Annotated in this window: 20 protein-coding genes, 1 tRNA gene and 1 other annotated feature; all 21 genes read right to left on the reverse strand. The window is 37.3% G+C overall.

The annotated features are described in order from the left end of the window. Nucleotides 1-25: 25 nt before the first annotated feature. Nucleotides 26-274 (reverse strand): type B 50S ribosomal protein L31, encoded by a 249-nt coding sequence (locus EPJ89_RS07000; RefSeq protein ID WP_125164334.1) that lies wholly within the window; start codon nucleotides 272-274, stop codon nucleotides 26-28. Between the two features lie 2 nt (nucleotides 275-276). Beyond that, nucleotides 277-384, reverse strand: coding sequence for a putative metal homeostasis protein (locus tag EPJ89_RS07005; RefSeq protein WP_125164333.1), 108 nt, complete (start codon nucleotides 382-384; stop codon nucleotides 277-279). 83 nt (nucleotides 385-467) lie between these two features. Then, entirely contained in the window at nucleotides 468-3,533 is a 3,066-nt protein-coding gene (locus tag EPJ89_RS07010; RefSeq protein WP_200549351.1) for an AAA family ATPase, read from the reverse strand. Then, the gene (locus EPJ89_RS08885; RefSeq protein ID WP_200549353.1) at nucleotides 3,530-4,669 is read right to left on the reverse strand and encodes an exonuclease SbcCD subunit D C-terminal domain-containing protein; all 1,140 of its coding nucleotides are present in this window, start codon (nucleotides 4,667-4,669) and stop codon (nucleotides 3,530-3,532) included. Before EPJ89_RS08885 ends, EPJ89_RS07010 begins: the two co-directional genes overlap by 4 nt. A 179-nt stretch (nucleotides 4,670-4,848) precedes the next feature. Beyond that, a complete protein-coding gene (locus EPJ89_RS07020; RefSeq protein WP_200549355.1) occupies nucleotides 4,849-5,832 on the reverse strand; it encodes an aldose epimerase in 984 nt (327 codons plus the stop codon). Between the two features lie 53 nt (nucleotides 5,833-5,885). Then, nucleotides 5,886-7,049 carry a galactokinase gene (locus EPJ89_RS07025; RefSeq protein WP_125164329.1) on the reverse strand — a complete coding sequence of 388 codons (1,164 nt, stop codon included), beginning with the start codon at nucleotides 7,047-7,049 and terminating at the stop codon, nucleotides 5,886-5,888. A gap of 2 nt (nucleotides 7,050-7,051) precedes the next feature. Beyond that, complete coding sequence (locus EPJ89_RS07030; protein ID WP_161637479.1) at nucleotides 7,052-8,062, reverse strand: galactose/methyl galactoside ABC transporter permease MglC; 1,011 nt, start codon at nucleotides 8,060-8,062, stop codon at nucleotides 7,052-7,054. Between the two features lie 12 nt (nucleotides 8,063-8,074). After that, entirely contained in the window at nucleotides 8,075-9,577 is a 1,503-nt protein-coding gene (locus EPJ89_RS07035; protein WP_161637478.1) for a sugar ABC transporter ATP-binding protein, read from the reverse strand. A gap of 80 nt (nucleotides 9,578-9,657) precedes the next feature. Next, nucleotides 9,658-10,740 (reverse strand): galactose ABC transporter substrate-binding protein, encoded by a 1,083-nt coding sequence (locus tag EPJ89_RS07040; RefSeq protein WP_161637477.1) that lies wholly within the window; start codon nucleotides 10,738-10,740, stop codon nucleotides 9,658-9,660. Nucleotides 10,741-10,825: 85 nt separating this feature from the next. Further along, nucleotides 10,826-11,842 carry a LacI family DNA-binding transcriptional regulator gene (locus EPJ89_RS07045; RefSeq protein WP_161637476.1) on the reverse strand — a complete coding sequence of 339 codons (1,017 nt, stop codon included), beginning with the start codon at nucleotides 11,840-11,842 and terminating at the stop codon, nucleotides 10,826-10,828. A 70-nt stretch (nucleotides 11,843-11,912) separates the two neighbouring features. After that, on the reverse strand, nucleotides 11,913-12,440 hold the full coding sequence (locus tag EPJ89_RS07050; protein ID WP_237558317.1) for a DUF2812 domain-containing protein: 528 nt from the start codon (nucleotides 12,438-12,440) through the stop codon (nucleotides 11,913-11,915). A gap of 78 nt (nucleotides 12,441-12,518) precedes the next feature. After that, entirely contained in the window at nucleotides 12,519-15,104 is a 2,586-nt protein-coding gene (locus tag EPJ89_RS07055) for a valine--tRNA ligase (RefSeq protein ID WP_161637475.1), read from the reverse strand. After that, a complete protein-coding gene (locus EPJ89_RS07060) occupies nucleotides 15,061-15,651 on the reverse strand; it encodes a GNAT family N-acetyltransferase (protein ID WP_200549357.1) in 591 nt (196 codons plus the stop codon). Before EPJ89_RS07060 ends, EPJ89_RS07055 begins: the two co-directional genes overlap by 44 nt. A gap of 32 nt (nucleotides 15,652-15,683) precedes the next feature. Continuing rightward, nucleotides 15,684-15,888, reverse strand: a binding site (T-box leader). 67 nt (nucleotides 15,889-15,955) lie between these two features. Further along, nucleotides 15,956-16,978 carry a sugar-transfer associated ATP-grasp domain-containing protein gene (locus EPJ89_RS07065; protein ID WP_125164324.1) on the reverse strand — a complete coding sequence of 341 codons (1,023 nt, stop codon included), beginning with the start codon at nucleotides 16,976-16,978 and terminating at the stop codon, nucleotides 15,956-15,958. A 60-nt stretch (nucleotides 16,979-17,038) separates the two neighbouring features. Then, the gene (gene yihA, locus EPJ89_RS07070) at nucleotides 17,039-17,614 is read right to left on the reverse strand and encodes a ribosome biogenesis GTP-binding protein YihA/YsxC (RefSeq protein ID WP_125164323.1); all 576 of its coding nucleotides are present in this window, start codon (nucleotides 17,612-17,614) and stop codon (nucleotides 17,039-17,041) included. Beyond that, nucleotides 17,614-19,929 (reverse strand): endopeptidase La, encoded by a 2,316-nt coding sequence (lon, locus tag EPJ89_RS07075; protein WP_200549359.1) that lies wholly within the window; start codon nucleotides 19,927-19,929, stop codon nucleotides 17,614-17,616. Before lon ends, yihA begins: the two co-directional genes overlap by 1 nt. A gap of 46 nt (nucleotides 19,930-19,975) precedes the next feature. Beyond that, a complete protein-coding gene (gene tig, locus EPJ89_RS07080; protein WP_125164321.1) occupies nucleotides 19,976-21,247 on the reverse strand; it encodes a trigger factor in 1,272 nt (423 codons plus the stop codon). A gap of 114 nt (nucleotides 21,248-21,361) precedes the next feature. Further along, a complete protein-coding gene (locus tag EPJ89_RS07085; RefSeq protein WP_331835837.1) occupies nucleotides 21,362-22,051 on the reverse strand; it encodes a DUF3196 family protein in 690 nt (229 codons plus the stop codon). Nucleotides 22,052-22,122: 71 nt separating this feature from the next. Continuing rightward, a complete protein-coding gene (locus EPJ89_RS07090; protein WP_161637470.1) occupies nucleotides 22,123-23,121 on the reverse strand; it encodes a sugar-transfer associated ATP-grasp domain-containing protein in 999 nt (332 codons plus the stop codon). Between the two features lie 60 nt (nucleotides 23,122-23,181). Then, entirely contained in the window at nucleotides 23,182-24,009 is an 828-nt protein-coding gene (locus tag EPJ89_RS07095; RefSeq protein ID WP_200549361.1) for a G5 domain-containing protein, read from the reverse strand. Nucleotides 24,010-24,162: 153 nt separating this feature from the next. Continuing rightward, nucleotides 24,163-24,238: transfer RNA gene (locus tag EPJ89_RS07100), tRNA-Arg, on the reverse strand. Between the last annotated feature and the right edge of the window lie 21 nt (nucleotides 24,239-24,259).

The following is a 24,259-nucleotide window of genomic DNA, read 5'->3' on the forward strand; positions in this document are numbered from 1 at the left end:
CCTTTATCTAGATAAAGGGCTTTTTTTATTGTTGTGATTTAAACTTACGATTAAATTTCGCAATTTGACCTTCAACACGCGTTTCTCGTTGTTTTCCGGTATAAAATGGATGCGATGTTGACGATATATCAAGATTTACAAGTGGCATCACACGCCCATCTTCAAGTGTTATCGTTTTATCTGTTTGAATCGTAGAACCAATGATAAATTGAGCTTGTGTATTGATATCCATAAAGACAACTTTTCGATATTCTGGATGAATTTCTTTTTTCATGTTTATTTCCCCTTTTTACGTAATTGTTTGATTATTTTTAATGCGCGTTTTCGTGTTTTAATGTTGGGTGATTTTAAATTCCGATGCGCAGTTGACCGATCTTGTTTCATGGTTTACCTCCTGTTGTTGCAAATGTTTCGCATTTAGATATTATCCTAATCTCTAGAATTTGTCAATAAAAAAGACAGGTGGCTTAAAGCACACGTGTCTTAATTGTGCTGCCTTTTTCTGTCTTCGTGATCATAATTTGTTGTTCTATTAGTGTTTTCAACTCCGGCACATGAGAAATGATACCGACATATTCCGCAGTGCCTGCAAGGTCCGTTAATGATTTCATGGCTTGTTGGAGTGAGGTATCATCCAATGTTCCAAACCCTTCATCGATAAAGAGAGCATCGACACGAACTGAACCTGAAAACCGTTGTACTACATCTGATAATCCTAAAGCAAGTGATAACGATGCTTTAAAGGACTCTCCTCCCGATAAAGACTTAACCGAGCGTATCTTACCCGTGTATTGATCATAAACATCCAAATCTAAGCCCGACTTTGTGTTAAGTCTTTCAGCTTTTTCTTGTCTTAAAAGAACATATCGATTTGAAGTCATTGGCGTAAACCGTTTGTTTGCTTCTTCCACAATGTAATCAAAATATGCTGATTGAACATAATGTTCAAGTGCGATTTTTTGTTTACCACTTAAATCACCGTTCGCAGTTTTCGAAAGGCCATCCAATAATGCACCTTGTCGTTCCAGCGTTGCACTGTTTTTTTGAATGACTTCCAATCGCTTCAATACCATTGCCAAGCTCGCAGTATGGGTTGAAACCTCTTGTATCGATGTATTAAGATTGGCTAATGTTTTCTCAACGTCATCCTTTTCTTCGCTTAAGTGTTCCAAGCTCTGTTTCGGTGTTTCCTTCGATTGAGCTTTTAACTGATTAATCTCAGAACTCAGTTGAATGATTCGATGGTCATAATCTTTCAGTTGTTGCGCCTGCTCATTAAGACGTGTTTCGTTGAGCGTACTCCAGTCAACCGCTTCAAGGTTAATGGCATATTTTTTACTGAGTTTTTCTAACTGATGTTGTTTTTCCGAACATTCATCACGTTCTGTTTCAAGTTGTTTTGACGTCTCAATTCGTTGAGTTCCGATCTGTTCAAGAAGACGAGCGGTCGCTTGATATCGTTCCAACTCGTGACGCTCCTTGGCTTCCGCGCTTATAATTTGCACATCTAAATGATCGATTTTCTCTGACAATATCGTGATACTTTCGAACTCTAATTCAGCTTGAATCATATTTATTTGTGCTTCAAGCGAAACTTTACGCATTTGAATTTGATGTTGGGTCTCTTTCAGTTTCTCTAAGTCATTGTTGAGACTATCTAAATTTTGATGTTGTTGTTGGAGTGCATTTAGTTGTGAAGTTTGGGTTTCAAGGTTACGTTTGTGTTCATCAATTAGGGCTCTCTTCGCATCAATCCGTTCTCGATGCAATTGATAATCCTCGCGTAGCGCTATCTCATCAATAGGTCCAATTTCTTTTGATATGTTTTCAATTTTTGATTTGAGATTATTACAAACCAACGCCTGCTTTTGGCACCCTTCTTGCTTCTTTTGAACCTCGTTTTTTAATACTTGAAGTTCATCATAAGTTAGAACCGATTCCACAACCTGGGCTGGGTTTGGATGATCATAGGAACCACAGACCGGACAAGGGGATCCTTCTTCAAGATTTTGTGCTAGCATACCCGCTTGTTCCTGGTAATAGCGCAGTTCTTGTTTCACAAGTTGATCTCTTGCTTGCAAATAAACATGTTCTTTTTCACGGTATTCATCAGACGCCTTTTCCCATTGCCTTGTAAGAATATTTTTTTGATCAAAGTCATGAATGTGTTTTTGTTTAAGTTCTAATTGCTGGCAATCTGTATCAAGTTCATGCAATCGGATTAAAATGAGTTTTTCAAGTTCATTTTTTTGTTCAATAAGCAATGAAATCGATGAGTTCAACGTTTCTTTATTTTCAATCTGTTTAAGCATCGTCTTTTCTTTTTGACTCAATGCATCAAGGTCACTTGTTACCTGTTTGTATGCATCGTTAGCTGTCTGCAAGGCCTTATATTGAGGTAGCATTTTCGTGTACATCGTTTTTTGTTGTTTTAAGAGTTCGAGCTGTTCCAAACGTATATTTCGTTGAAGATAACGTTCTTCAATTTCTTGGAACTCTTTTTGAACTGTATTTAGTTTGGCACAAATTTCCTGGTAACGAAGATTTAGCGCCGCTATTTTTGCCTCATTAGCTTTAAGCGCGTGATGTACCGGCATCAAGTGGTTCACAATGAGTGTTTCAGTTTCAAAATTTTTTCGTAAGACCTCAAAGTCCGATTTTTGCTTATACAACTGAGCTGCTTCGATTTCTTTATCTTTAATAGAATTCAAAATTTGCTGATGAGACTGCCACGATTTAATTGATTCCAGAAGGACATCCCGTTTAATCGAGAAATTTTGTTGTGTTTCAAGCTGTGATGCGCGTTGCTTTATCATTATCGCCTGTTTTTGTTCCAAATCATCCTTAACATCGTCAAGATTAAATCCTGTATATTCAATCGTTTCGATGGAATCTGGAAGTCCATCTAACACACTTTGCACTTCATGTTTTGTATGTTCCAATTCCCGTTTTAGATTGAGATTTTTCTGTTTTAATTTTTCTTGAAGTTTAAGATAGAATTCCGTATCAAAAAGTGTCCGAAAAATTTCGGAACGTTTCGTACTTGATGCATTTAGAAGTTCTAAAAACTCTCCTTGCGCAATCATGACTACTTGTTTGAATTGTTGTGCATCCAAACCAATAATTTCTACAACCTTCGCATTCACCGCTTTCATGTCGTCCATTTCTTGACCATTTGGAAGATAAAGTTGTACCGTTGCATTCTGCACGGTTGTGCCTTCTCCACGCGCTTTTAAACGCTCATAGCGAGGTTTTCGAATAATGCGATAAGTCTCATTTCTATGACTAAAGGTTAACGAAACGTACGTTTCAACAGAGGGATCCGCGAAATCACTTCGAAGTGATTCTGATTGACGTTGGCTCCCACTGGCTACATCATAAAGCGCGAAAGATATGGCATCAAAAATAGTGGTTTTTCCTGCACCTGTATCGCCAGTCACTAAAAATAAACCTTCGTGAAACTGTGTAAAGTCTACGGTCGTTTCTTCAAAATACGGACCGAATGCTCGCATCGAAAGAAGTATCGGTTTCATAAGATTTCCTCCTGAATTTCATCGATAATTGCTTTCACAAGATCTGATTCTTCCTGATTAAAATCACGACCATTGAGTGCAGTGAAAAAGGTATTAAAAAGATCAAAAGGTTTTTGTTCTAAAATTGTTGTCGCACGTTCTAGTGAAGTTTCCGTCGATGTACGTGTATTATCAAAATCCAAACTCACAAGGTTTGGATAAACACTTCTTAATTTATGAAGCGCATCACCTTGAATAATATCATCCGTCAACACCGCATGAATATAATCTTCACTTCCTTCAACCTTTCCGATTTCATAAAGTTTTTCTAAAGGCCCCTTTATCAAACGTACATCCCGAAGGGGTTTAATATCTATAAACGAAAGGGATACATCGTTATTAAGGTCGATGATGGGTAATTGTTTCGAATGCATGCATTCTGAGAATGAATACTTTAGCGGTGAGCCGGCGTATCGAATGGTTTCACGACCAATTGCCTGAGGTCGATGAATATGACCTAACGCTACATAATCAAATGCTTTAAATAAAGATGCATCTATTGCATCCAACCCGCCTACAGAGGGTCCGATTTCAGAGTCGGATAAGATTGGCGTCATACCATTTCCAATTACAAATTGATGCGCAATCGCGACGTTTCGCTCATCTTGATTTATCTTTAAATCTTGGAAAATAAATTCAAATGCCTCCTGGAATGTATTCCCCGTAAACTCCGGATGGTAATTGCGCACCATGGACGGTTTTATATAAGGAAACAGATAAAAATGAACGGGTCCGAAATCGTCGTGGAGTGTTACCGACGAAATCGCACCTGTATAATGAGACGCTAAATAAATATCGTGTTCTTCAAAAAGAGCACGCCCCACACCCAGCCGTTCTTGAGAATCATGATTCCCTGAAATAATTAAAACATGAATACTTTGTTGCGCTAACTGCGTCAAAAAATCATTCCAAACTTCAAATGCTTCTGAACTAGGATTTGCTTTATCGTAAACATCCCCCGCAATAATCAAAACATGCGGTTTGATGGTATCGAATGCCTCAATAATTTGATTTAAAACATACCGTTGATCATCAAGAAGACTCAAATCATTAAGCCTTCTTCCAATATGTAAATCTGCTAAATGAACTATTTTCACACTATCACTCTTTTCTTCCTTTATCTTATCATATCTCGCTTAGAATCTAGTGTATGATTGTATCTCCATGATTAATAATGGAACACCTTTTGATGACAATTTTTACATCTACAAATGTAAGGGTAATTCCTTTATGTAAATGTCACCCATCAATGAAAAGAGAAGACTTTCGTCTTCTCTTATTTCTTAAGGGTATACGTCGTGATTTCTTGATATGGATTTTCTTCTGAAAACCAAGGAACACAACTTCCTGGTAAATATTCCGGTTCAATGGCGATGGCTGAGTGATTCAAGGCAAATTGACCGTGACCGTTCTTAAAACTTTCATCGAAATAATTCGCAAAATAAATTTGAACCGCCGGGCACGATGTTTCAATAAGTAATGATTTGTTCATAGCGGACAATATAACGCGTTTATCACCGATTAATTGATAATTGTGGTCTAGATGTCGTGTATTTTGAAATTGTGGATGGTAGCCTTGTAAAACAGATTCAAGCGATGGGTTATCTCGTAAATCAAAGACTGTATCCGTTACATCAATCAATGTACCATCCGTACATAAATCCTCATCAAGATAAGCAACGCAATCCGCGTCAACAAGAAGATGATGCTGTGATAAATCACCATGGCCCAATAAATCAAAATACATATGATTCGTAAGATTTAAAGGCATTGAACATGAAGGCGTTGCAGTATAGATGACCGACAATGATGAACCATCTAAACGATAAATAATCTCATAACGTACATTACCTGGATAACCATCACGTTCATGATTAAAATCCCCTTTAAGTACTACAATCGGTTCGTCATCATCATAAAGACTTTTAATGGTTAAATTACGAGTAGATAACCCTTCATAACCACCATGTAAATGCGCTTTACCATTATTTTGACTTAGATTCAAAGTGGTTTCATCTGAATGAATCACTCCATCACGTGTTCTTCCTGCTAAAGGACCAATACACGACCCTAAGTAAACAGAATTATTGAGATAATCTTCATAATTCATAAATGACGTTACCACATTAAGATCATCCGTCAATTTAAATGATGTAATGGTTCCACCCAAAGTTAAAATTTTTACCTCGGCTTCTTCAGTTTTTAATGTAATTTCTTTGACGTTTTCTTGGTGTGTCATCACCTGTTTCACATTTAACATACTGTTTCCCCTTTATGAATGTTGAAAAGGATGTGAGGCCACATCCTTTTCAATTATTTAATTTGATGTGTGCCTTCACCAACTGACGCAACGTAGAATGTTGCGTCATACCCAATTTTTTCAGCATATTCTGTGCCGACATTTTGAATGAATGCATCAACGTGTTGATTCTCAACAATCGCAATCGCACAGCCTCCAAAACCAGCTCCTGTGACGCGTGCACCAATGGTACCTGTTTGACCCCATGCACTTTCCACAAGGGTATCAAGTTCAATTCCAGTAACCTCATAATCATCACGAAGCGATTGATGACTTTCGTTCATGAGCATTCCGAAAGCATGAATATCCCCTGATTTAAGAACTTCTGAAGCACGCTGAGTTCGTTCATTTTCACTTACAGCATGATAAGCACGACGATATACAAGTTTGTCTTCAAATAGAGATTCTTTTGCTATCAATTGATCCAAGGAGAGATCACAGAGGTGTTCAATATTATATTCCTCTTTAAGAATAGCAAGCGCTTTTTCGCATTGAGCTCTGCGTTCATTATAAGCAGAATCCGCTAATCCACGACGTTTATTTGTATTCGCAATGACGATGGATGCATTCCCCAGTTCAACAGGAACATATTCATAAGCAAGCGTATTCGTATTTAATAAAATTGCATGATCTTTCTGGCCCATCCCCACAGCAAATTGATCCATAATACCGCAGTTTACACCAATAAATTGATTTTCTGCTTTCTGTGATAATTTAACACATGTAATCATATCTTCATTGAAATGAAACAGTTTATTGACAATCCAAGCTGTTAGAACTTCAATCGAAGCTGAGCTTGAAAGACCCGCTCCATTTGGAATATTTCCATAATAGAGAATATCGAGGCCAAAGTCACATACATGACCTTCCAACTCAAACATTTTGATCACACCTTTGGGATAGTTGGCCCAATCATCTTTTTCATCATAAACAAGTTGATCGACTTCCGAAGTGATAATGCCTAAATTCTCAAAATTGGCTGAATAAAGATTGAGTTGTTTATCGTTGCGCTTACGAACAAGCGCATAAGTACCGTATGTAATCGCGCAAGGAAATACTGAACCGCCGCTGTAGTCAATATGTTCCCCAATTAAATTAATACGACCTGGTGCAAAAAATTCAAATTCATGATTTACACCAAATACGGTCTCAAATTGTTGTGCAAGTTGTTTTTCCATAATTATTTTTTACGTGTCGTTTTACGGATATCAAGTGCAACGGCAATAATAATAACAATACCTTGAATTACGTTTGTCATATCAGGTGATACACCTAAGTATGAAAGACAAACTTTTAAGAGTTCAAATACAAATACCCCAAGTAAGATTCCCGGTACTGTACCTTGTCCTCCAGCTGTTGAAACACCCCCGATTGTTGCTGATGCAATCGCTTCAAGTTCATAACCTTGTCCTGCTGATGGTCCAACAGATCCAGTTTTAGCAGAGAGTAAGTAGCCAGCTAATCCATATAAGAACCCTGCGAGTGCAAAGATACGTACTTTAGAACGGCGAACGTTCACACCTGATACTTCAGCTGCATTTTCATTACCACCGATCGCATACATATATTTACCATGTTTTGTCTTATTAAATAAGATCCACATTAAGATCCCAACAAAAATTGCGATAATCGTTAAGTATGGAATGGCGCCAAAAATTTTACCTTGACCAATTTGGATAAACTCATCTTTAAACGTACCAATCGGTTTATTTTGACCGTAAAGCATATTGATCCCATAGATCATAATTTGTGTACCCAATGTTGCTAGGAACGGTGGAACATTAAGATAAGCAACAATGAGACCATTGATAATCCCAAATACCGTACATACAACCAATACAATCAGTAATGGTACAATTAAAGGCATGTCTGGAACATTTGGAAAGAATTTACCAATAAAGTCCGGCTTTTGAACAAGTGTTCCGGTAATCAATGCGGATAATCCCACGATACGTCCTGCCGATAAATCAGTTCCTCGAATAATTAATGTACCTGAAACCCCTAAAGCGATAATAAAGCGTACTGATGTATTCGCAAGAATGTTGGAAACGTTTCCGACGGTAAAGAAGTTATCTTGTGTAATACCTGTAAACAGAATCATAACCGCAACCACGATATACATAGAGTAATTTGTTAAAAAATCTTTAAGATCGAATTTTTTATCTTTTTTTTCAAATAAATGCGTTGTCATAATTTTTCTCCCTTATTCCATAAACTTCGTTGCAAGCGTCATAACACTTTCTTGTGTTGCTTCTTCTTTATCTAAAAAGCCTGAAACACGACCCTCACACATTACCATAATACGATCTGAGACCCCTAAAAGTTCCGCCATCTCTGAAGAAATCATGATGATGCTCTTACCTTCAGCAGCTAACTCATTAATGATTTGGTAAATCTCAAACTTCGCACCAACATCAATACCACGTGTTGGTTCATCTAAAATTAGAATGTCAGGATTATTGGCTAACCAACGCGATAGAATTACTTTTTGTTGGTTTCCTCCAGATAGATTTTCAATATGCGTTTTCTTGCTTGCAGTTTTAATGTTTAGGCGATCAATACTGCGATCAACAACTTCGCTTATTTTTTTATCATCCAAAAGACCTTTATGAATATACTGATCAATCGATGCGATGGCAACGTTATCCGATACGGATAAAACACCAAAGATACCATTCCCGCGTCGGTCTTCCGTAACCAGCGCGATTCCATTACGGATTGCATCTTGAGGACGATTCACAACAAGTTGTTTATCCCCTAATTTTACAATCCCATGATCAATTGCGCGCATACCATAGATCGCTTCCATAAGTTCGGTACGTTGAGCGCCTACAAGGCCCCCTACCCCCAAGATTTCACCACGTTTTAATTCAAAATAACACTCTTTAAATGACAATGGATTTGGTGACGTTAAATTCTCAACACGTAAGACAACTTCATCAGTCGGTTTGTTTGTCTTTGGAGGGAATAAACTTTTCAACTCACGACCAACCATATTTTTAATAATTGAATCATTCGTCATTTCACTTGCTGGCCATGTGCCAACATAACAACCATCCCGCATGATTGTTATTTCATCCGAAATTCTTAATATTTCATCCATTTTGTGGGAAATATAAACAATTGCGATGCCTTTTTTGGTGAGTTTATCAATAATTGCAAACAGTTTCTCCACTTCTGTAGCAGTTAGTGATGATGTTGGTTCATCCATAATTACAACCTTAGCGTTATGCGAAATTGCCTTTGCAATTTCAATTGACTGCATTTGTGAAACGGTTAATTCATTAAGTAACGTTGTTGGCTCCACATCCAATCCAACTTCTTCTAATAAACGTTTCGTTTCATGATACATTTTCTTATGATCGACCGTATTAAATTTGGTCATTGGGTAATTTCCTAAGAAAATATTTTCCCCAACAGTCATCATACGAATTGGTTGTAATTCTTGATGAATCATTGAAATTCCTGAATCAATGGCTTCCTTTGCATCTTTAAATTCAACCTCATTACCATTAAAGATTACGGACCCTGAATCTCTATGATAGATTCCATATAAACATTTCATCAACGTTGATTTCCCAGCTCCATTTTCACCCATAAGTGCATGAACTGTACCCGGTTTTAATCGTAAATTGACATGGTCTAATGCTTTAACCCCAGGGAATGTTTTATTAATATCTTTCATTTCTAGGATGTATTCGCTCATGTCGGTCACCTTCCTATCCTTATAAATATTCAAGTGTGCCGTTAAGCACACTTGAGATTAAACATTAACGTATTTTTAAATTATTGAGCGTCACGTTCTGCGTAACGTTTTACTGCTTCTTCTACAGTTTCTTTACGAGCTTCTGCACGTTTAAGTTCTGCTTCTTCAGGTTTTGTTACTCCAACATAATCATGCCAGTAGTAAGCTGAAACATCTTTTCCTTGCAATAATTCAAGTGCTACATCAACTGCTGTGTGTGATTGGTTAAAGTGGTCATTAAGAACTGTACCTGTTAACTTACCACCTTTTAGAAGTTCGATCGCATCTGGAATTGCATCAACTCCAACTACGAAGATATCTTCACCAACTTTACGTCCAGCTGCTTCGATTGCTGTAACAGCACCAACTGCCATACCGTCATTATTTGCAAATACAACTTCTAATTTATTTCCAAATTGTTCTAATGCGTTTGCTGTAAATTCTTGACCTTTAGCTGTATCCCAGTTCGCTTGGTAAGGTTGAGCTAAAGCACTTGTTTTAACGCCTTTTTCTTCAAGACCTTTAACTGAGAACTCTGTACGTTGTTTTGCATCAACGTTTGCAGGGTCACCCATTAAAGTAATGTAACTTACAACGCCATCACCATCGATATCACCTTTATTTTCAAGGTTTGCGATCATATATCCTTGGATTGTTCCGGATTGTGTTGCATCAGCACCAACATATGTTGTTTTTCCTGGCCAGATTTCTAATTCTTGTGTTTCTGGTTCACGGTTAATGAATACAACTGGAATGTCTTTTGCTTTTGCTGAATTGATAATTGATCCTGCTGCTGTAGGGTCAACCATGTTTGCGATGATTAAATCTTTACCTTGAGCAATAAAGTTATTAATTTGCTCTGTTTGGTTTGCTTGGTCTTGCTTACCATCTTGAATGTCAAGTTTGTAAGTGTTTCCGTCTTTTTCCCCTACTTCTTTAAAGTATGATGCAAGTTCTTCACGATATAGTGTCATGAAGTTATCATCGAATTTATAGATTGCAACTCCGATGTTGTAAGTCTTTCCACCTTCATTAGCATTTCCTTCTGCTCCACCCTTGGATGAGCATCCGAATAAAGTAAGCGCTAACAATGATACTAAAATCAATTTACTCAATTTCTTCATCTGTACTTCCTCCTGTACTAAATTCTAGTAAATGTTTTACCACTAGCAAGGTCATAATAACCCATGTAAGCGCTTATGTCAACGCTTACAGTAAAGTTTTTACTGAAAATACAGTTTCTCTAACCACCAGCTTCGTGGAACAGACAACCTTAACCGGGATAAAACTCTTAGAGCTAATCATCAATGTCAACAATTGCGCTGCCAACTCACCCATGTATTTTGTATCCAACGCAACCGTTGTAAGGGGCGGATTAAAGAACTTAGCACTGGCAATATCGTTATACCCGACGATGGATATTTGGTGTGGGATTGATTCTTTCATTTCCCCTAAAGCTCGTAATGCACCCATTGCAATCGTGTCGCTTGCACAAACAAAAGCTGTAGGTACAACTTCATGCTTTAATGCTTCAATCACACTTGCATATCCCGTTTGAGCTGTATATTTCCCCAAGTAAACATTCGCTTTATTAAAATCCAATTCAGGATCCTTTTGCATCAACTCATTAAATGTACTTTCGCGTCGATCAACATATTCAATCTTCGTAGCCCCTAAATACTCACGACCTCCAATATAGCCAATACGTGTGTGTCCCATCGCTTTAAGATGGTTGATTGCAGCTGCAGTAGCCCCTTCAAGATCATGTACAACAGCAGAATATTTGTGCGAATCAGGATTTGAATCCACAAATACAATCGCAGGACAATGCCGTTCCAAATCATTTGCCTGTTGGTGTGAGAACTTACCAACACAGACTAATCCATCCAGATCATCTTCCAAAAATACATCAACCATATTCTCTTTATAATAACGCTTTATTTGAATTTTATGACTGATACAGAAATTCTCAACACTCATACGGAGTGAGTAGTAGTAGGGATCCTCTTCCTCTTCATTACTTGAAATCCATTGAACAATACCAACCATCAATACATCTGCTTTTTTATTCTTTTTCTTAATCCGGTAATTCAATTCTTTCGCAACACGAAACACTTCGTCACGGGTTTCATCTTTGACACTTAATGTTGGATCCTCATTTAAGATCCGAGAAACGGTTGCCTGACTGACGTGTGCCTTCAATGCGATATCTTTAATGGTAGCCATAATTTCCTCCTTTTTATTTAGTTTGTACCTCTATCTTGATTTTAGTAAATTTTTACTTGATTTACCAGTATTATTTACTAATTTCTTCAAGTACCGCTTTCGCTTTACGACGAAGTTGGTACGTATAGATACCCAAAACGCCACCAGCACCAATAATAATGAAATAAAGATTATTGCGATAATTTAAATACAAATAGATGAAAAATACAAGCAACGCCCCAATTACAATCCCTGTAAACCGTTCAATGCGGTGGATCATCATTTTTATGACCTCAACGCGGTCCTCATTAAACGATTCTATGGGTTGGTTTGAACGTGGTCTTGCGAAATAATAATAAGTTCCTCCTTTTTCACTCCTGTAATCGCAAATTAAAATAAATCCTTGATTCAGATACAAGTCCATAAGGTTGTCGTGCATCGGTTCTATTGTATACGCCACTTCGAAGTTTAATTTGGCTGGCTCACTTTCCTTGAAATGGTAGCCAATTCCATCATAGCTTTCAAGCATCAATCCTTCTTCAGCTTTCGTTTCAAGGTAGCCCACCTCTTCGTTAAATTCAATAATTGAGAATGTTGTTTTATCTAATTTCATATTCATAACCTATCCTTCTAAGTTCGATTATACACGTACATTCGTAATTTAAGCAAATTAAAAGGACCTCGAGGGTCCTTTTAATTATTGTAATTGTTCTAAAACCAATGATAGTTGACGACGATATTCATCAAGTTTAGCGCGTTCTTCTAATACTTTTGATTCTGGCGCTTTCGCAATAAATTTTTCATTTGAAAGCATTTTCTCTGCACGAGTAATTTCACTTTCAAGTTTTTGTTGCTCTTTTTGAAGTTTCGCAACCAACGCTTCACGATCAACAAGCTCTTCTTGTACGAAACAGATTGCACCACCATGAATTGGTTGGGTAATACTGCCTTCAGGTAATGAGGTTATAGTAACCTTAGCCATCGATTCAAACATACGTGTAAGTACTGGATTAAAAGCGTACACGCCATTATTTGCATCGAGAACCGCAACGTTTAGTGGTTTCGAAGGTTTCACATCATAACTTACACGAACCTCACGAACTGCTTGAATTGCTTCAATCATAAAGTCAACTTCTTCAAGATCTGTTGATTCAATGTCCAGTGCAACTGGCCATGATTCCAAGTTAATCGAATCTAAATGATTCGGTAATGCACAATATATTTCTTCAGTAACAAATGGCATAAAAGGATGTAAGAGGATGACAATGTTTTTAAGCATATGTGAGAGCGTTGCCTTGGTTGCGTACACAACATCAGCCACATCACTTTGTAATCCGCTCTTACTCAATTCAATATACCAGCTGCAGAAATCATCCCAAACAAAACGTGTTAAGGTATTTCCTACGAGCGCAAATTCATATTTATCCATATTTCGTGATACTTCTTCAAGTGTTTGATTAAACTTATCGATAATATGACGATCAACTTGTGATAATGTAGCTTTCTCGAGTTCATAAACGCCGTCTTCTATATGCATTAATACAAAACGGGATGCATTCCAAATTTTATTAATAAAATTCCAAGAAGATTCTACTTTTTCTGGCATATAGCGCATATCTTGACCCGGTGTTGAATTTGTCGTGAGGAAATAACGCAAGGCATCAACACCATACGTTTCAATCACGTCCATTGGATCAACACCATTACCCAATGACTTACTCATCTTACGGCCATCTTGATCACGAATTAAACCATGAATTAAGACATCTTCGAATGGTCTTGAATTCGTAAAATAACGGGCTTGGAAAGCCATACGTGCGACCCAGAAGAAGATAATATCATATCCGGTTACTAAGACATTCGTTGGATAATAACGTTCCAAATCTTCTGTGTTCTCTGGCCATCCAAGCGTTGAAAACGGCCATAATGCACTCGAGAACCATGTATCTAAAACATCTTCATCTTGATGCCAATTTTCAATATCTTCCGGTGCTTCAAGTCCTACATAAATCTCTTCAGTTTCATTGTGGAACCATGCGGGTATACGGTGACCCCACCATAATTGACGCGATATACACCAATCTTCAATATTATCCAACCAGCGTGTGAACGTATTTTCAAAGCGTTCCGGGTAAAAATTAATTTTATCATCACCTTGTTGGTGTGCAAGAACTTCATCCGCTAAGGGCTTCATCTTAACAAACCATTGTTTTGAAAGATATGGTTCCACAATAACATCCGTACGTTCTGAGTGCCCAACTTGGTGTACATGTTTCTCGATTGAAACAAGTTTACCAGCTGCTTCAATATCCGCTACTAAAGCCTTACGACATTCAAAACGTTCCATACCTTGGTATTTCCCTGCAAGATCATTCATCGTGCCATCAGGATTCATACAAATTGGCATTTCAAGACCATATTTTTCACCAATAACAAAGTCATTAGGATCATGAGCAGGTGTACATTTCATGACACCCGTACCAAATTCGATATCGATGTAATCATCGGTAATAATCGGTAAAGATTCCCCATTGGCAGGGTTAATCGCATGCATACCGACAACATGAGTGTAACGAGAATCATCCGGATGGACAACAATACAAACATCCCCAAACATCGTCTCAGGACGTGTTGTGGAAACTTTCAATTGTTCCCCTGTTTCAACAACAGTATAGTCAAATGTGTAGAAATTCCCTTCGACTTCTTTATGAATCACTTCAATATTTGAAAGCGCAGTTTGTGCTTCAACATCCCAGTTTATAATGCGATAACCTTGAAAAATTAGACCATCACGATATAAATCCACAAAAACTTTATTAACTGCTTGGTTTAAACCTTCATCAAGTGTAAATCGTTCACGCGAATAATCAACTGAAATCCCCAGTTTAGACCATTGTTCGCGAATATGACCCGCATATTCTTCTTTCCATTCCCACGATTTATCTAAAAAAGCCTCGCGCCCAAGATCATATCGTGAAATGCCTTGTTCACGCATTTTTTGCTCAACTTTAGCCTGAGTCGCAATCCCTGCATGATCCATACCAGGTAAATAAAGTGCGTCCTTACCCAGCAATCGCTGATAACGAATAATAATATCTTGTAATGTATTATCCCATGCGTGCCCTAAATGTAATTTACCTGTAACATTTGGGGGTGGAATTACCAATGAATAAGGCGCCTTTGAGGTATCTCCTGCGGTAAAATAACCCTTTTCAATCCATTCATTGTATTTATTTAATTCAACTTCGTTGTGAGCATACTTCTTCGCCAGTTTCTCGGTCATCATATTCCTCCTTGAGTAGTCCATAACATACAATATCATCATAGCCGTCTTCGAACTTCGCCGCTTGACGTTTGATTCCTTCTTCAATAAAACCTATTTTTCGTGCGACAGCACCCGACGCGGGATTACACTTTAAATGTTTCAATTCCATACGACGTACATCATATGTGTTAAATGCGAAATCTAAAACCGCAGTTGCCGCTTCAGTGATCAGACCTAATCCCCAAAAACGCGGATTTAATGCATAACCCATCTCGTACACACCTTCCGATTCACTGATTGGCCAAAAATCACACGTACCAATCATTCGGCCATTATTTTTTAAAGTAATCGCAAACGCTTCCGGCCAACCCTTTTGAGGTCTGGATAAAAAGACATTCTTAATTACCTGCTTCGTATCCTCGACATTTTGATGAGGCTTAAATCGTGTCATACGTGTTACTTGATACGTCCGTGCATAGAGATACATATCATCGGCATCTTCAAGAACGACCGAACGAAGAATTAACCGCTCCGTTTCAAGTACTAAATCTGTCTTAGCCTTCATAATTCCTCCTTAAAAAATAAAAAAAACACCATCCAAAGGACGATGAATCGTGGTACCACCTTAATTTACATACATGCGTATGCCTTCTAGCCGTTAACGCGGGCTACGTAACATCTTACTTAACGTTCAGACATTAATCTCCCAAGCTACCTTCACTCATGCATCAGATTGTTTCGCACCAACCAACAACTCTCTTAGCTCAATCCATAAGTTACTCTTCTTGTTCAACGATTTATCTTATTTTATCACATAGAAACTTACCCGTCAATTAGACCTGAGCAGATAAAAAAAGAGCTTTCGCTCTTTAATACGTTTTAATGTATTGATCATAGATCGGCTTAACACCGACTTTTTCATCAGACATACTTGGAATCACTTGGAATGGACCAGTCGATGAATTGCCTTCAATAATTTCAGGACCATCAACACCAACCGCAACATCCCAACCCATATAGCGAACTTGTGGAATCACAAGACACGCTTCTTTAATGCTCGAAATCAGTTGTTCATAATGGGGCACTTGAAAACCAATCAAATCAGTTCCAGTAATTGGATGCTTTGTATGTTGATTACAGTTTTTGTCGATAAATGGGTAAACAACGGTTCCCGTATCATCAAGAATGGTATACATACCGCCCTGACCGATATTATCAACGTGGCTTCCTAATCCCGATTTTAATACCGATACTAAAATTCGAGGAACATTCTCATCATCTAAAAATGTAATGACGCGCAGCGTATTAACACTCGTAGGTGATAATTCATTCATTTTAGGATGTTGTTTAAAGAACTCTTCAATAAGATATTGACGGTTATCCATCAATGCTACATAAAGTTCTTCAAAATCAAGATCCGGATTTTCATTCACATCAACAACCTCAATACCACGACCAACGTAATCCGTTGTACGTTTTGCCATGACTTTTCCGTGTTTACGAACAAAGGCTTCAAGCCCTTTTGCGTCGCTTTCACGAATATCAAAGGTATCACGGTGAACAAAATCACTAAAACGCTTCACAAAAATTGATTTATCATCAAAAATATCGAGATATTCAGGATCATTATAGTACTTAGCAATCCTTGCAGAATGACCGAGTGTAATAAAGGTTTCCCGTTGCTTACTGTTCAAATCATAGAATTCAAACTCATTGTAATCAACATAGCCCGCAGTATATTTAAATGAACACCAAACCATATCAAAAAATAACACGATACGAGAACGCCCACTCTTTTCATGTGCATATTGGATAGCATTTTTAAATCCAGAAAAATCCATACTAAAAAGACGTTTAAAATAATACTTAATTTTCCAAAATAGTTTTTTCATTTTCGTCCCTCTCATGTGTTCCATCGCGATGTCATTGACATCGCATTGCAGTTAATATTGTTAAATATTTTGTTCAATAAATTTAATGATTGGTTCACGCGTTTCATTTTTTAATGATGAAAACTCAAGTACCGTAACATCCGGGAATTCCTTAAAGACATCACGCTTTATGTTATTGATCTTGTTCTTTGATAATTTATCGACTTTTGATAAAACAAGAGCATAACGAATTCCGTAATGAATCGCAAACTCAATCATCATTAGGTCATCTTGGCTTACACCACGACGAACATCCACAAGGACAAGCATGACGGATGGATGACGTAATTCAAAGTAACTATCCATCAACGTCCCATAATGGATTTGCTCTTGTTTGGAACGATTTGCGAAACCATAACCTGGTACGTCCGTTAAAATAACTTCATCGTTAATATGATAGAAGTTTATTAAACGGGTTTTCCCAGGTGTTTGTCCAACATAAGCTAATTTCTTACGGTTTGTTATCGCATTTATCAACGAAGATTTCCCTACATTTGATTTACCTACCATAACAATTTCTTTTTGTCCCGTCTCAGGAAATTGAGACGAATGCGCAGCTGAGATAATCAACTGCGCATCATTTGTCTTCCACGCCATTAAATAAGCGCTTCTTTCAACACTTCATCAATGGTTTCGCATGGAATAAATGTTACACTTTCCTTAACAACATCTGGAACTTCTGCTAAGTCTTTTTCATTGAGTTTTGGAATGACAATTCGGTTAATGCCTACACGATGTGCCGCTAGGGATTTCTCTTTTAAACCACCAATTGGCAAGACATTACCGCGCAATGTAATTTCACCAGTCATCGCAAGGTTTGCACGCACTTTATTTTCAGTTAAAGCACTGATTAATGCCGTCGTAAAGGTTACACCTGCCGAAGGACCATCTTTTGGAACAGCACCTTCTGGTACGTGAACTTGGACATCATGTTTTTCAAAGAAATCCGGAGCAATATTCAAACTGCGAGCATGACTCTTAACATATCCCATTGCAATTTCTGCCGACTCCTTCATTACATCACCCAATTGTCCCGTAACCACAAGTCGACCCTTACCTTCGTACGTTGTTACTTCAATTGGAAGTACATCACCACCAAATTGAGTATAAGCAAGACCTGTTACAACACCAACTTGATCTTTCTTCTCTTTTTGGCCATATTCGAAAATAATTTGTCCTAACCACTCTGTAATTAGGTCTTTATTGATTGTGATTGTTTTCTTACCATCTTTGAGGATTGCAAGAACCGTTTTTCTACATAACGACGCAATGACACGCTCTAATTGGCGAACCCCTGCTTCGCGTGTGTAGTGACGAATTACATATCGTAATTGTGCATCACTCATACGGAATTGAGATTTTTTAAGTCCGTTTGATTCCAATTGTTTTGGTATTAAATGTTCTTTCGCTATATTAAGTTTTTCTTCTTCAGTGTATGAACTAAGTTGAATAATTTCTAAACGATCGCGTAACGCTTCAGGAATATCCCCTAAGTAGTTTGCAGTCGCTACGAACATAACATTTGATAAATCATAAGGTTCTTCTAAGTAGTTATCGCTAAACATTTTGTTTTGTTCAGGATCCAACACTTCAAGCATCGCACTTGAAGGATCGCCCTTATAATCTGACGCCATTTTATCAATCTCATCAATTAAGAACACTGGATTCACAACACCCGCTTTTTTCATTCCCTGAATAATACGTCCTGGTAATGATCCAAGATAAGTACGACGGTGACCACGAATTTCCGCTTCATCACGCACACCACCTACAGATGCTTTTACAAATTCACGATCAAGTGAATCCGCAATTGATTTCGCAAGTGACGTTTTACCAACCCCTGGAGGACCCACTAGACAGATGATTGGAGCTTCTAAATTCCCGGTCATTTCTTTAACCGCAAGATACTCCATAATACGATCTTTAACTTTATCCAAACCGAAGTGGTCATCATCAAGTTTTTCACGCACAAGATTTAAATCTTTAATATCTTCCGTTTGTTGCCACCATGGTGTTTTTAATAGCCATTCTAGATATGAACGAACAACACCCGACTCACCTGAGGCTTGTGGTAACATTTCATAACGACGCAATTCCTCCATCGCTTTTTCTTTAACATATTCTGGATAAGGATTGTTCTCGATCATTTCACGGAATTCATCGCTATCCTCGCCAATATCACTGACATCACCCAATTCTTCACGAATTGCGCGCATTTTTTCACGTAAGTAATATTCACGTTGGTTTTCTTCAACACGATCTTTAACCTTTTCGTTAATCGTGTTTTCAATCTGAGCAAGCGTATGCTCGCGTTGAATCTCTTCGATAATCATTAGAAGACGTTCGTTTACACTTAATTCTTCCAGCAATTCCTGCTTGCGTTCAAGTTGAAGTGGGAAGTATTGAGCAAATTGATCACTCAATTGTGAGGCAGACACGCCCATCGTTAATTGATTAACAATCTCAGTAGGGATTGTTATATTTTGAACAGAAACCTGTTCAATTTCATTCGTAATACGACGAACTAATGCCATTTCTTCGTTTTCTTCGCCAATAATATCATCTAAAGATGTTACTGCACCGAAAAGCATGCGTCCATCATCGTTTAATGTGTCGATTTTAACACGTTTTAATCCTGTAAATGTAACACGTAAAAATCCTTGTTTACGTTTTACGGCTTTAATATTAACAAGTGAACCATACTCAAAAAGTTCATCTTGACGCGGATCGTCCACAAGAATGTCTTTTTGACTTACAAGCACGACTTGTCCATTAAAGAACTTTTCTGCTTCGTCAATAGCATTCATGCTCTTGTGACGGCCAACTTCAATCATAATTTCTTGTTCTGGAAACACAATAACACCGCGCGTTGCAACAACAGGAACGCTTATTGTTATATTTTTTTCGCTCATAGCAATCCCTCCTTTAAGGATAAAAAAGACGCTAAGCGTCTTTTAATTAAGCAAGAGTTTCTTGTACTAGCTCCATCGCTTTTCGTAATAAGATATCGTATCCGATAGCATCAGGTGAAACTAAGTTTTTAACTTGGTCAAGTTCCATACCGTATACTTCAGAAATTGTTGTAAATTCTTTTTCAATTTCTTCGTCTTCTACTTTTAATCCTTCAACTTCAGCAATTTTTTCAAGTGTTAAGCGAGTACGTACACGTTTTTCTGCATCTTCACGCATTTGTTCTTTAACATCTTCTTCTGATTGTCCTAGAATTTGTGAGTAAAGATCGAAGTTCATACCTTGTTGTGCAAGACGTTGGTTGAATTCATTAAACATTTGGTTTAACTCTTCTTCAATCATTGCTGCAGGAATATCAATTTTTGCATTATTTGAAATTGTTTCCACAAGTTCTTCATTTACGCGATCTTCTTCTGCTTGTTCACGTTGTGCTTTTAGATTTTTCTTAATTGAATCTTTAAGTGCATCTAATGATGTAATTTCTTCATCATCTAACAATTCAACAAACTCATCGTTTAATTCTGGTAACACTTTAGTTTTTACTTCGTGTAATTTAACTTTGAAGACAACTGGTTGACCAGCAAGTTCTTCTACATGGTATTCTTCTGGGAAAGTGATATCTAAATCTTTTTCATCTTCTGAAACCATACCGATCATTGCTTCTTCGAAACCTGGAATAAATGAGTTTGAACCAATTTCTAATGTATAGTTCTCACCTTTTCCACCCTCAAATGCAACGCCGTCTTTAAATCCTTCAAAATCCATTACAACTGTATCGCCGTTTTCAACTGCACCGTCTTTAAGTTGTAATTCTGCTTGTTCTGCTTGTAATTTTTCAAGCTCAGCTTCGATATCTTTTGCAGAAACAGTAATTCGTTTACGTTTGATATCAAGACCTTTATATTCACCTAATTCAACTTCTGGTTTAACAGTAACGATAAATTTCAATGTTAATGCATCTTCAGTCATTGCTTCGATGTCTAATTCAGGTGTTGCAACAGGTTCAATTTTTTGTTCAACCATACCTGCAACAAATGCTTCATTAGCGATGGCATTAACTGCATCCATCATAATCATTTGTTCGTTTACTTGTTTACGAGCTAATTCTTTAGGTGCTTGTCCTTTTCGGAACCCTTGAATTTCAACGTTTTTAATTGCATTTTCTAAAGTTTTATCTTGTGCTTTTTTCCAAGCTTTTTCTTCAACTTCAACAGTTAATAATCCTGTTGAGTTTTCATTTAATGTCCATGTAGATTTCATGTTTGTCCTCCTAGTACTTCACTATTATAACATAACTTTTAGCACAGTCAACACACGAGTGCTAAAAACTTACCACCACTCTATTTTAACCGAAATGAGTGGGGATTGCATTCTTTATACTTTATACAAATAAGTGTTCACTGTATCCAATATTTCCTCTGCTTTTAATTCATCAATTGACACTGGGAATGCATCGAGGACGCGTTGTTCCAAAGCACCAAGACAAAGAATTAATAAACTCGGGTTTTCAGACTCAAGCATATCACCCAACTGTAATACACATGCTTGATACGCTTCTGATTCAAATGGATTTTCCAATTGAGATGTATCAACCACCTGCTCCGTCATTTTTAACTTTAAATTCAATTTCAAATCAATCGACTGATCAATCAAGAAAAATAATATTTGTTTTTTGATCCAATCTTCGATGTACTCATCTGCAAGCCATTTTTTTATATGAGGGAGTTCATTACGTAGGTTCATACGTTCCAAAGAAATAATGGCCTTTTGTTGTAAAAGTTCATTTCCACGTAATGCTTCCTCTAAGTCCTCAATATCTTCATAGTATTTACTTGATGGGCTTGTGTCGATTCGTATCGAATCACGAATGGATTGAAACTGCGTAAAATATGGTTCGGGTACATAAGGCATTCTCAATTCTTCATCGATAAGCACAAGTGCTTCACGTGTTTTTCCTTCATCAAGAAGGCTTTGAATTGAGTTCATGCACGTTTCATAATAGTTGTTCATACTTTTCCTTTCATACTGTTTCATTTTAACACACTTTTGTTTGATAAAAAACAAAAGTAACGCATTTGTTTTCGTTATCTTTTAAAAGGGTACAAAATCAAAAAAAACCTCGACAATGTCGAGGTTTAAATATCGATTACTTTTCGGAACTTTGGCAACAGCCCTTCCTTTGAACCCGTTAAACTTGGTTTCATTTGGAATACACCGGTATTGTAATTTCCTTCAATGAGTGAAGGTCGTTTTTGACCCACAGCAACATCCCAACCAACATATTGAATTTGAGGAACCTCACGCGCTGCGCGATCTAGCATCTCAACAATTTCGTCGTAAAGAGGCACTTGGAAACCAACAATATCAGTACCGGTAATTGGATGTTTATCAAAGGCAACGGCATCTTTATCAAATGCTGGATACAGCACCTTACCACCATCATCCAAAACGGTATACATACCACCCGCACCAAAATTGTCCAAATGTCCACCATTCCCAATTTTCAAGACCCCTTCCAACACATGAACATCTTTACCATCAAAGAACGTAATCATGCGAAGTGTATTAACACTTTCTGGATAAAGGGATGACATGGCTTCATGCTGAACAAAATACTCTTCAATTAAAAATTGACGGCGTTCCATACGTTCTTTTTTAAAGGAGTCAAAATCCTGAATTTCAGAAGTTACAAATCGTTCGACACCATATCCCATCAAACTATCAGTAACCTTAGCCATCACAACATCATGCCCCTCTAAAAAAGCCTTAATTAATTCATCAGATGATTCTCGTAAGTCCACAAAATCACGCCCGATATATTCTCGGAACACTTTATTAAATTCTGACTTATCCGCAAATTTATGTCTAAACTCTTTTTGATTATACTTTACTATAATTGAGTTTGCGATTCCCCCTGTGATAAACGTTTTTCGTTCAGCACGATTCAATAAATAAAACTCAAACTCAAAATAATCAAGATAACCCGATTGATAGATAAACGAACAACCAATCATATCAAGAAGAATCACAAGTCTAAATTTTCCTGTTTCCTGGTGAATTATACCTGCAATTCGCCACATGTTTTTATAATCCAATGCTTTTAACCTTCTAAAATAATATTTTATACGACCCATGCTTTACCTCCACATACCTCATCTATAATAACCTTTGTTTCCATTTCAAACAAGACCGTTTCAATATCCAAACAATTGCACCCAATACCAATTTCCATCAGATGCTTTATAAAGAGCACAAGCACCCGATTTAAAATCATCTAAAATGTTTGCACGATGACTTGGTGATTCCATAAATCCACTGATGGCACTATCAACTGAAAATGCCCGTTTTGCCAAGTTTTCAGCAAAAATCAACTGTGGATTTAAACTATCCCATGAGCTTCCATCGGGTCGTCGATGTTCAAAACTTTGTTCTAAATCCACTGCACGAATCCCAGCGTATTCAAATAAGGATTCCGACCACGTTAAAGGTTCTAACTGATGTTCACTTCGAATCTGATTCACACGTTGAAACATTAAGAGCGATTCCTCTTTATTAATGTACTCATGATTCACAACAACCTCTTTAATGCCAACCCGTGTAATTTCATCTACGGGTTGGTAAACCACTTCGGTATATTCCATTGTTGAGTCAATTAAATCATTATTTTTATAGAGTTCTTTGTAAACAGTACGCTTAAGACCCAGTTGTCCCTCTTGTTCAATTACCGTTTCGCCTTTATTAAGTCCATCATCATTTTTTTCTATCGTATCAAAGGGAATCGGTGTTTCTTCACTACGAACATTCTCCACAAAATGATCGCCTTCCTCAATCTCTACATCATCTTGTTTTTCACGCTTTACAAACTTTGAAACCTTAAATTGATCCGGCTTCTTTTTTATAATCTTTGGGGGCTCTAGTTCCACTGGTTTCTTGGATACACCTTGAAAATATCCAACACCACAACCTAAGCAAAAAACTAATAATCCAAAAAATCCAATAATGTGTTTCTTTTCTACTTTCATATGCCCCTCCATATAAAGTTCTTGTATAATTGTACTAAATTTTCACATAAAATCCTATTGTTAAACTCATTTTATCGTGTAGATTTTATTATATGTGAACTTTTTTGGAAAACATAAAAAAAACACCCTAATTTAGGTGTTATCGTTTAAAATTGGCGTCCCCGGAGAGATTCGAACTCCCGACCACACGCTTAGAAGGCGCGTGCTCTATCCACTGAGCTACGGAGACAAATTGTGCTCTATGCGTCTA

This window comes from Erysipelothrix sp. strain 2 (EsS2-6-Brazil), assembly GCF_016617625.1.
Lineage (GTDB): Bacteria > Bacillota_I > Bacilli_A > Erysipelotrichales > Erysipelotrichaceae > Erysipelothrix > Erysipelothrix piscisicarius.